This is a genomic window from Pseudomonas sp. KCJK8993, from assembly GCF_046230915.1.
Taxonomy (GTDB): domain Bacteria; phylum Pseudomonadota; class Gammaproteobacteria; order Pseudomonadales; family Pseudomonadaceae; genus Aquipseudomonas; species Aquipseudomonas piscis.
Map to the genome: position 1 here is coordinate 1 of NZ_JBJJLO010000164.1, position 11,210 is coordinate 11,210.

The 11,210-nt window shown below is 66.2% G+C and carries 3 protein-coding genes; 1 reads left to right on the forward strand and 2 read right to left on the reverse strand.

Annotated features, from left to right (window positions below; translation table 11 throughout):
* Window positions 1-9,088, reverse strand: a 9,088-nt coding sequence (locus tag ACK6AU_RS29990) for an amino acid adenylation domain-containing protein (RefSeq protein WP_409303264.1), incomplete at its 3' end; no start/stop codon positions are given.
* Between the two features lie 176 nt (window positions 9,089-9,264).
* On the opposite strand from ACK6AU_RS29990, the gene ACK6AU_RS29995 reads away from it, so the two are divergent.
* Window positions 9,265-10,230 (forward strand): siderophore-interacting protein, encoded by a 966-nt coding sequence (locus ACK6AU_RS29995; protein ID WP_409303266.1) that lies wholly within the window; start codon window positions 9,265-9,267, stop codon window positions 10,228-10,230.
* 42 nt (window positions 10,231-10,272) lie between these two features.
* Here ACK6AU_RS29995 and ACK6AU_RS30000 read toward each other — a convergent pair whose 3' ends face one another.
* The gene (locus ACK6AU_RS30000) at window positions 10,273-11,013 is read right to left on the reverse strand and encodes a thioesterase II family protein (protein ID WP_185702092.1); all 741 of its coding nucleotides are present in this window, start codon (window positions 11,011-11,013) and stop codon (window positions 10,273-10,275) included.
* Window positions 11,014-11,210 lie beyond the last annotated feature (197 nt).

Consider the following 11,210-nt stretch of genomic DNA (forward strand, 5'->3'; position numbering starts at 1 on the left):
CGACCATCGCCTGCAGCAGGTTCTGCCAGTGGCGGGCCATGCGCTCGATGGTCGGGGCTTCGAACAGATCGGTGGCGTAGCTCAGCGAGGCATGCAACTGCTGCTGGGATTCTTCGATATCCAGGACCAGATCGAACTGCGCCGCGGTTTCATCCCAGGTCACCGGGCTCATGTCCAACCCCGGCAAACGCTGCAAATGATTGCCTGCCTGGCTGATGTGATGGTTGAACACCACCTGGAACAGCGGGTTGAGGCTCAGGCTGCGCTCCGGCTGCAGCGCCTCCACCAGTTGCTCGAACGGCAGGTCCTGGTGAGCCTGGGCTTCCAGGGCCCGTTGCTTGACCTGCGCCAGCAACTGGTCGACGGTCATCTGCCCATCGATATCGGCCTTGAGTACCTGGGTGTTGACGAAGAAACCGATCAGGCGCTCGGTCTCTACCCGGTTGCGGTTGGCGATCGGCACCCCGACACGGATGTCCTGCTGGCCGCTGTAGCGGTGCAGCAGGGCCTGGTAGGACGCCAACAACAGCATGAACAGGGTCACGCCACGGACCTTGGCCAGGTCCTTGAGCTCATCCACCAGGACAGCGGGTAGCGGTATCGACAGGCGAGCACCACGATGGCTCGGCAAGGCCGGGCGCTGATGGTCGAACGGCAACTCCAGCACCGGCTGCTGCCCACCGAGCATGTCACGCCAGTAGCCGAGCTGACGGGCCTTCTCCCCGGCCTCCATCCAGTCGCGCTGCCAGGCGGCGTAGTCGGCGTACTGGATCGGCAAGGCCGGCAGGTGCAGCTCTTCACCCAGGCTGTAGGCCGAATACAGCTGCACCAGCTCTTCGATCATCACTTGCATCGACCAGCCATCGGAGACGATGTGATGCTTGACCAGCACCAGCACATGGTCATCTTCGGCCAGGCGCAACACGTTGGCTCGCAACAATGGGCCCTGGCGCAAATCAAACGGCTGGGCAATCTGCGCCTCCACCAGGGATTTGAGGCGCGACTCATCGGCCTCGACCACCCCCAGCTCGAACCGCGCTTGGGCTTCGATCACCTGGACGGTGCGTTGGCCATCCTGCTGCAAGCGGGTGCGCAGGCTTTCATGGCGCGCCACCAGGGTGTCGAAACTGCGCTGCAACGCAGCCAGATCCAGCGGGCCCTTCAGGCGCAGCGCGCTGGGCACATGGTAGGCGGCGCTGGTCGGATCCAGCTGCCAGAGGAACCACTGGCGCTCCTGGGCGTAGGACAGGGCCAGCGGCTGCTGCCGGTCCACCGGCAGGATCGCCGGGGCCGAGGCGTCGACAGCACCCAGGGCGCCGACGAAATCGGCCAGCAGCGGATGCTCGAACAGGGTCTTGAGGCTGACCTCGATACCCAGGCCATGTCGCACTCGGGACACCATCTGGGTGGCCAGCAGCGAGTGGCCGCCCATCTCGAAGAAATGATCGCCGAGGCCGACCCGCTCGGCACCCAGGACCTGGGACCAGATGGCCGCCACCTGCTGCTGTAGCTCGGTGACCGGAGCGATCCAGTTGGCCAGCGCCTGGCTGGCATCGGGCTTGGGCAGCGCCGCGCGATCGAGCTTGCCGTTGGGGCTCATGGGCAGGCGCTCCAGGAACAACAGGTGCCCCGGCACCATATAGTCCGGCAGTTCTGCACGCAGGCTCGCCTTCAACTGCTCGCGCAACGGCTCTTGCTGTTGCTCGGACAAGGCCTGGCTGGCCACCACATAAGCGACCAGCTGGTTATCGGCGGCGACCACCAGGGCTTCGCGCACACTGGCCTGGGCCAGCAAGCGTGCTTCGATTTCCCCCAGCTCGATACGGAAACCACGCACCTTGACCTGATGGTCGATCCGCCCGATGTACTCGATCACCCCGTCGGCCCGGTAGCGTGCCAGGTCGCCGGTACGGTACAGGCGCCCCGCCCCGTCCGCGGCGAACGGATCGGGAATGAAGCGTTCGGCGGTGAGTTCGGGACGCTGGAAGTAACCACGGGCCAGCAGCGGCCCGCCAATCACCAATTCACCGGCCACACCCACCGGCACCGGGTTGAGGTTGGCATCGAGCAAGTAGATGGCGCGACCGTCCAGTACCCGGCCAATGGGCATGACTGCCGGCAACGGCTCGCCACCCAAGACATAAGCGGCGCAGTCCAGGGCCGTGGCACTGACCGTGGTCTCGGTGGGGCCATAGGTGTTGAACAGCCTGACGTGCTCCAGGCCCGCCGTGCGCCAGGCATTGAGGCCTTCCGGCGGCATGGCTTCGCCACCGATATGCACCTGGCGCAGGCGTCCATAGTCGCGTGGGCCACGGTCGGCGAAATCGCGTACCAGCAGGTACCAGTAGGCGGTGGTCAGGTCGGCCACGGTGATCTGGTGTTCGATCAACTGCTGGTAGAAGGTGTCGCTGTCCCACAGTTCGCCACCGCGCACCACGACCGCCGCACCGCAGCACAATGCCGGGTACAGCTGTTCGACGAAGGCGTCGAAGTTGAAGGTGCCGAATTGCAGGGCCCGGTCATCGGCCTTGAGCTCGAACAACTCGGTGATCACTTCCACATGCCGCGCCAGGGAACCCAGGTCGATCCCGACCCCCTTGGGCCGGCCAGTGGAGCCGGAGGTGAACATCACATAGGCCAGGTTGCCCGGCTGCGAACGCACCGGCGGGTTCTCGGCGCTGTAGGCGGCCAGCCAGTGTTCGTCCTGCTCCAGGCAGATCAGCGGCAAGCCGGGGCTGATCGGCAATTGCTCCAGCAGCGGTTGCTGGGTCAGCAGCAAGCCCACGCCGCTGTCCTCGATCATGCACTGCAGGCGCTCGCGGGGGTATTTCGGGTCCAGCGGCACATAGGCGCCACCGGCCTTGAGCACGGCCAGCAGGCCCACGACCATTTCCAGGGAACGATCCACCGCGACCCCGACCAGGGAATCGGCCTTCACTCCCAGCTCGATCAAGCGCTGGGCCAGGCGGTTGGCCCGCTGGTTGAGCTCGCCATAGGTCAGGCGGCGCTGGTCGAGGATCAGCGCCAGGCGCTCCGGTTGCATCGCCGCCTGCTGCTCGAACCGTTGCACTACGCTGGCCTGCGCCGGCCGCGAGGCATCGCGTGGATTCCAGGCCTGCAACAGGTGCCGTTGTTCCGGCTCCGGCAGCAATGGCAGGGCCCCCAGGGCCTGCGCCGGAGCCTCAAGGAAGCGCTGCAGCAGCGCTTGCAGGCAAACCGCCAGGCGCTGTACTGCCTGGCTGTCGAATTCGGCCTGGAGGTACTCCAGGTGCAGGCTTAGGCGTGCGCCGCCGTGCGCAGTCAGGGTCAACGGGTAGTTGGTGCGTTCCTGGCTCTTGACCTCGCTGAAGCGCAGGCCATCGGCAGCGCCCTGCTCCAGGCTCTTGGCCACGGGGAAGTTCTCGAACACCACCAGGGTATCGAACAGCGCCTCGCCGGCGGTCCCGGCCCAACGCTGGATATCGAACAACGGCGTGTGTTCGTGCTCGCGCATCTCCAGGTTCAATGCCTGAACCTGACGCAGCCAGTCGCCGACCGACTGCGCCGGATCCACGTTGGCGATCAAGGGCAAGGTGTTGATGAACAGGCCGACTTGCTGCTCTACATCCGCCAACTGCGCCGGGCGTCCGGAGACCGTGACCCCACAGGCCACGCTGGCCTGGCCGGTATAGCGCTGCAACAGCAACAGCCAGGCCGCTTGCACCAGGCTGTTGAGGGTCACCTGTTGAGTCCGGGCAAAGGCGCCCAGGCGCCGGGTCTGCTCTTCATCCAGTTCACAGAGCAGTTCGCCGTATTCGCCCGTTGCCGGTTGCCCGCTCCTGGCCACGCTGCGAGCCAGGAAGGACGGCTCGTCCAGCTGTGCCAGGCGCTCGCGCCAGAACGCCTCGCCCAGCGCCGGGTCCTGGGCCTGCAGCCAGGCGATGTGCTGGGCAAAACCGGCGCCTGCCGGCGCCAGCGCCTGGCCCTTGCAGACTTGCAGTACTTCGTTGAGCACCAGGGCGTTACTCCAGCCATCCATGAGGATGTGATGGCTGGTGTACACCAGGTGCCAGCGGTCCTCATCGGTGCGCACCAGCACCACCCGCAGCAAGGGCGGACGAGCCAGTTCGAAGCCTTGCTGGTGCTGCTCCAGGGCCAGGGCGTCGAGCGCCGCCGGCAAATCCGTACGAGTGCGCCAGTCATGCTCGATCAGCGGCAGCTCGACCTGGCGATAGACCACTTGCAGCGCCTGGCCCTGGTCCTCCTGCCAGACGAACCCGGTGCGCAGCATGTCATGACGGCCCAGCACCTGCTCCCAGGCTTGCTGGAAGCGCGCCACGTCCAGGCCCTGGACATCGGCCCGCAACTGGCTGACATAGACATCGCCCTGGCCTTGCTGGTACAGGCTGTGGAACAGCATGCCCTGCTGCATCGGCGACAGCGGATACACATCCTGCACCTCGCGGGACGCCAGGGCCAGGTCATCCAGTTGCTGCTGGGTGAGCCGCGCCAGGCTGACGTCGGACGGGGTCAAGGCGCCCTGGCGCGGGTCCAGGCAATGTTCGATCAAGGCCAGCAGCTGCTCCTGGTAGTCATCCACCAGGCGCTGGATGGTCGAAGCGTCGAACATCTCACGGCTGAAGCCCCAGCTCAGGCTCAGCTCGCCACCGTAGACCTGGCCCTCGATCACCAGCCAGTTGGCCAGCGGCGCACCCGGGTCCTGGGTTTGCCCGGCCTTCTCGCTGGCCGGTACCAGCAGTGCCTGGGCATCGAACTGGCGGTCGAACTGCCCCAGGTAGTTGAAGGTGATACGCGGTTGCGCCAGCTGCGCCATGGCGTCGCGACTGGCGGCATCGCCCAGGTAGCGCAGCAGGCCGAAGCCCAGGCCCTTGTCCGGCACGGCGCGCAATTGCTCCTTGATGCCCTTGATCGCCGCCCCTGGCTCGCCGGCGCCACGCAGGTACACCGGGAACAGGCTGGTGAACCAGCCAACGCTGCGGCTCAGGTCCAGGTCGCTGCCCTGGGTTTCCCGGCCGTGGCCTTCCAACTGCACCAGGGTGCCCTCGGCGCCGGTCCAACGGCCGATGGTACGGGCCAGGGCGGTGAGCAGCAGGTCGTTGATCTGGGTGCGATAAGCGCCCGCTGCCTGTTGCAGCAATTGCGCGGTGCGCTGGGCATCCAGGGTCAGGGTGATTTTCTGTTCATGACGGTTTTCCAGGGCGCCCGCCGGACGCTCGGCCGGCAGGTCCGCGACCTGGGCCGGGATCTGCGCCTGCCAGTAGGCCAGCTCGGCGCTACGCTCCTCCGCCAGTTGCTGCAGGTGAGCGGACCAGGCCTGGTAGGAGCTGGTACGTGGCGCGAGGGCCTGTCGCGGCTGGCTATACAGCTGCTGCAGGTCTTCCAGCAGTACGCGCCAGGACACCCCGTCCACCGCCCAGTGGTGGACCACCAGCAACAAGCGCTGGCTGCCATCGGCCAGGTTGACCAACATGCCGCGCAGCAATGGGCCTTGCTCCAGATCCAGGCTGCGCTGGGCAGCCTCGCACAGCTGGGTGAGTTGCTCCGCATCGCCTGCCTCACGCAGCCACAACAACTCGCCGGGCTCCTCGGCATAGGCCTGCTGCCAGCCAGCGGCCACTTGGCGCACGCGCAAGCGCAGCGCATCGTGATGCTTGGCCAGGCGCGCCAGCGCTTCGGCCAGGCGCTGGGCATCCAGGGGCTGGCGGGCTTGCAGCAACAGCGACTGGTTCCAGTGCTGGCGCTGCGGTACCGCTTGTTCCATGAACCAGTGCTGTACCGGCGTCAGCGCCAGCTCGCCGCTGGCCGGGCCGCTGTCTTGCTGGCCGAGGGCCACCGGCTTGGCCACCTGGGCCAGGCTACGCAGGGTCTGGTGCTGGAACAGGTCCCGTGGGCTGAGCGCCAGGCCAGCCTGGCGGGCGCGGCTGACCACCTGGATGGAAATGATCGAGTCGCCACCCAGGGCGAAGAAATTGTCATCCAGGCCGACCTGCTCCACCGTCAGCAGCGCTCGCCAGATCTCGGCCAGGGTCTGCTCGGCCCCCTCGCGCGGTGCACGGTAAGGAGCCAGTTGCACCTCACCGACCTGGCTCAGCAGGGCCTTGCGATCGAGCTTGCCGTTGGCGGTCACGGGCATGCTGTCCAGCAGCACCCACTGCGCCGGTACCATGTAGTCCGGCAGGCTGCGGCCCAGGTGTGCAGCCAGTGCCTCGCGCCAGTCAGCCGCGGCCTCTTGCAGGACCAGGTAACCCACCAGTTGCTTACCGTCCACCACCAGCACCGTGGCTTCGCGCACTTGCGGATGCTCCAGCAGGCGCGCCTCGATCTCGCCCAACTCGATACGCAGGCCGCGCAACTTGACCTGGTGATCCAGGCGCCCCAGGTACTCGATCACGCCATCGGCGCGCTGGCGCACGCGGTCGCCGGTGCGATACAGGCGCGCGCCATCATGGAATGGGCAAGGTACGAAACGCTCGGCAGTCAACGCCGCACGCCGATGATAGCTGCGGGCCAGGCCGGCACCGCCCAGGTAGAGCTCGCCAGCGACCCCGGCAGGCACCGGCAGCAATTGTGCATCCAGCACATGGGTACGCAGGTTGGCGATCGGCCGGCCGATCGGCACGCTATCGAGCCCCTCGTCGACACAGGTCCAGTGGGTCACGTCGATGGCTGCTTCGGTCGGGCCATACAGGTTGTACAAACCGGCCTTGGGCAACTTGGCGAACACCTGCTGCTGGGCATCCATGGGCAAGGCTTCGCCACTGCAGACGATGCGTTTGAGGCTGGTACAGGCCGACACGCCGCTGTCGCGAATGAATGCCTGGAGCATCGAAGGCACGAAATGCAGGGTGGTGACCTGCTGCTGGGTAATGGTCCGGATCAGTTGCGCCGGCTCGCGATGGGCCCCGGGAGCGGCCACCACCAGGCGTGCCCCGGTCATCAGCGGCCAGAAGAACTCCCACACCGAGACGTCGAAGCTGAATGGGGTTTTCTGCAGCACCGCATCGCTGGCGTCCAGGCCATAGGCCTGTTGCATCCATTGCAGGCGGTTGACCAGCGCCGCGTGGCTGTTGCCGGCGCCCTTGGGCTTGCCGGTGGAGCCCGAGGTATAGATCACGTACGCCAGGTTCAGCGGATCGGTCAGCATCTCCAGCGGGCTGTCGCTGTAGGCATCGAGCCAGTCCGGCTCCTGGTCCAGGGTGATGATCCGGACCGTTTCGCCAGGCAGCGACGCCAGCAGCGAACTCTGGCTGAGCAGCAGGCCGATGCCGCTGTCCTCGATCATGTAGGCCAGGCGATCCTGGGGATATTCCGGGTCCAGGGGCACATAGGCTCCGCCGGCCTTGTGGATCGCCAGCAGCCCCACGACCATTTCGATGGATCGCTCGATACAGATCCCCACCAGCGTGTCGGCTGCCACCCCCTGCTCGCGCAACAAGCGCGCCAGCTGGTTGGCCCGGGCGTCCAGCTCGCCATAGCTGAGCTGGTGCTCGCCGAACACCAGGGCACAGGCCTGCGGAGTACGCCCGGCCTGGGCCTCGATCAACTGGTGCATGCAGACCCCGTTTGGGTAGTCCACCGCGGTGCGGTTCCACTCATGCACCAGCAACTGCTGCTCCTGGGCATCGAGCAGGGGCAGCTCGCCGATACGTTGCCTGGCATCCGCCAACATACCCTGCAGCAGGCGGGTCCAGTGGCGCGCCATGCAAGCGATGGTGACCGCATCGAACAGGTCGTCGGCATAGGTCAGCGCCGCATGCAACCGGCCGGATTTCTCGTAGGTATCGAGGGTCAAGTCGAACTGGGTGGTACGGCTTTGCCATTCCACCAACCCCAGCTCCAACCCGGAGGCGGTGTTCACCGTGGTGATATCGGCCACCTGCGGCTGGTGGTTGTACATCACCTGGAACAACGGTGTATGGCTCAGGCTGCGCTCCAGCTTGAAGGCCTCCACCAGTTGCTCGAACGGCAGGTCCTGGTGGGCCTGGGCCCCCAGGGCCGCCTCCTTGACTGCCTGCAACAGCTCGCTGACCCGGGTCTGGCCGGTGAGCTCGGTGCGCAGCACCTGGGTGTTGACGAAGAAGCCGATCAGCCCCTCGACCTCGGCCCGGTTGCGGTTGGCGATGGGCACGCCGACGCGGATGTCGCCCTGGCCGGTGTAGCGATGCAGCAGCACGTTGAAGGCCCCGAGCAGGAGCATGAACAGGGTGACGTTGTGCTGTTTCGCCAGGGCGCGCAACTGCTCGGCCAAGGCCGGCTCCACGGCGAACTCATAGCGGGTTCCGCGGTAGCTGGGCACCGCCGGGCGCGGATGGTCGGTGGGCAGCTCCAATACCGGATGCTCATCGCCCAGGCGGGCCTGCCAGTACTCCAGCTGACGCGCCTGCTCCCCCGCCTCCAGCCAGCGCCGCTGCCACAGGGCATAGTCGCTGTACTGGATCGGCAGTGCCGGCAATTGCGGCACCTCGCCGCGCTCGAAGGCGTCGTAGCAACGGATGAATTCGTCGATCAGCACATTCATCGACCAGCCATCGGACACGATGTGGTGCAGGGTCAGCAACAGCACATGGTCCTGGGCCGCGAGCTTGAGCAGCTTGATCCGCAACAGCGGCCCCTGGCCCAGATCGAACGGCAGCAACGACTGGCGCTGGGCCTCGGCGGCCACCGCCTGCTCGCGCAAGGCTGCGTCCGTGGCACTCAGGTCCTGGCACTCCAACGGCAATGGGCGGTCGACCACCACCTGCTCCAGGCGGTCATCGACATGACGCTTGAACAGGGTGCGCAGGGTTTCGTGGCGGGCGATCAGGTGGGCGAAGGCCTGCTCCAGCGCACCGCGATCCAGTTCGCCCTTGAGACGCACGGCGCCCGGCAGGTTGTAGGCGCCGCTCTCGGGGTCCAGCTGCCAGAGGAACCACATGCGCCGCTGGGCGTAGGACAGGTCCCAGCGATCATCCACGGCCACGTCGGCCGGAATCGGAAACAACGAAAAGTCGATGTTTTCATCCCGCAGGCCATCGAGGAACAACCGCCGCTTCTCCAGCGGCAGCTCGATAAAGCGGCGAGCAAGTTTCAGGGACTTTTCAGCGTTCATCGGGGTTCATCCGTACATGTTGGGTATCGAGCGAGGGCTCGGCTATCCCTACGAAACGGATGGCCCCGGGGAAAAATTAACTCCGCGCCAGCCCCCCCGGATGGCGCTGGCAACGGTAAATTCCAAACCCGGCGACTCGTCAAATCAGGACCTTCTTCCCAAATAAGGTCGCGACCATGTCCTCAGCCACTTCCCTGGCCAGCTCCCTGGCCAATGGCTTGCGCAAGTTGGTAGGCGCCGGCGTCCAGCCACCCAAGGGCTACCGGGTGATCAACGTCGAACTCAAGCAGCGCATTGCCCTCAGCCCCTCCCTGGTACGCCTGGTGTTCAGCGGCGATGACATCGCCCAGGCCCGCACCCTGGCCCCGGACCAGCGCATCAAGCTGCTGTTTCCCGCCGCCGATGGCAGCCTGCCGCAGTTGCCGGTGGAGGGCGACTGGCATGCCGTGCGGCGCAAGCTGCCGGCCGAGCGGCAACCACCGATGCGCACCTACACCATCCGAGCGCTGCGCCTGCAACCGGCGGAGCTGGACGTGGACTTCGTGCTGCACGGGGTCAACGGGCCGGCTTCGAGCTGGGCGACCTGCGCGCAACCTGGCGAACGCTTGCAGATGGTGGTGCCGAACAAGGCCTTCAGCGGCGATCCCGGCGGTTATGAAGGGCAACCGCCGGCGGGCATCCGCAAGGTGCTGCTGATGGGCGACGAAACCGCCCTGCCGGCCATCGCCGGGATTCTCGATGAGCTCAAGGAGTATCCGGATTACCCGGATGTGCAGGTGTTCATCGAGGTGCCCCACGAGAGCGACTGCATCGACCTGCATTGTCATCCGCTGACCCGGCTGAGCTGGCTGCCCCGCGACATGCTCGACGCCCGCCATGGCGAGCCGCTGATCCACGCCGCCCGGGAGCTGGCCGAACTGCCGCCGGCCAGCGCCGGAAGGCGACCGGTCAAGGCCGGGCGTGACGATGAGGAGCGGCCCTGGGAAACCGCAGCGCCGGCGGACAACCAGTTCTATGCCTGGGTGGCCGGCGAATCGGCCACGGTGATGAAGATCCGCCGCCACCTGATCAACGAGCGCGGCCAGGAGCGGCGCAACCTGACCTTGATGGGCTACTGGCGCATGGGCTCGTCCCTGGACTGAGGCCCACCGGCTGCGCGCCCTGCGCAGCCGGCAACAGCGCGACTACAGGGACAGCGCGACGGGGGCCAGGTGGCGGCGCCGGTGCACATCCAGGTGGCCCTTGATCAGGCTCAGCACCTTGGCTTCGTGTTCATGGATGAAGAAATGCCCGCCGGCGAGCATGTCCACCGAGAACCCGCCCTGGGTTTCCTTGCTCCAGCCGATCAACTGTTCGGTGGTGGCGCGATCGGCCTTGCCGCCCAGCACGTGCACCGGGCAATTGAGCAACGGCCGCTGCACGGGTCGGAAGCGCCCGCACAACAGGAAGTCGGCCCGCAGGATCGGCAACGTCAGGTTCATCAACTCCTGGTTGGCCAGCACTTCCTCACTGGTACCGTTGAGGGTGCGCAATTGCTCGATCAGTTGCGCATCGGTCTTGGGTTCGGCAAAACCGCGGTCGTATTCGCTGCGCAAGGTCGGCGCCGCGGTTCCCGAAGCGAACAGCGCCACCGGTTCCGGACATCCCAGGGCCCGCAAGGCATGGGCCAGTTCACAGGCCAGCAAGGCCCCCAGGCTGTGGCCGAACAAGGCATAGGGCGCACGCAAAGTGTCCCGGATTTCCAGGGCCAATTGCCCGGCCAGCTCACGCATGTCGGTGTGCAGGGGTTCGGCGAAGCGGGCGCCACGCCCGGGTAGCTCTACCGGCGACAGGTGCAGCCACTCCGGCAATTTGCGCCGCCAGCGGCTGTAGACCATGGCACTGGCTCCGGAATACGGCAGGCACAGCAGGTTCAACTGGGTCACGGTTATCCCTCGACAAATGATCGCTCGGCACGCCCTTGAAAACCGACTGGGCCAGCCCAAACCGGGGGTGATTCACCTCGGTGGCTCGCGGCCTTTTTCCAGGGGCTGCACAAGCAAAACGCGATACGCCCGAGACAAATTAGTCCCGATTGCCCTCAACGCAAACGCCGATAGCTTTGCAGCGCCGCGCCCAACAC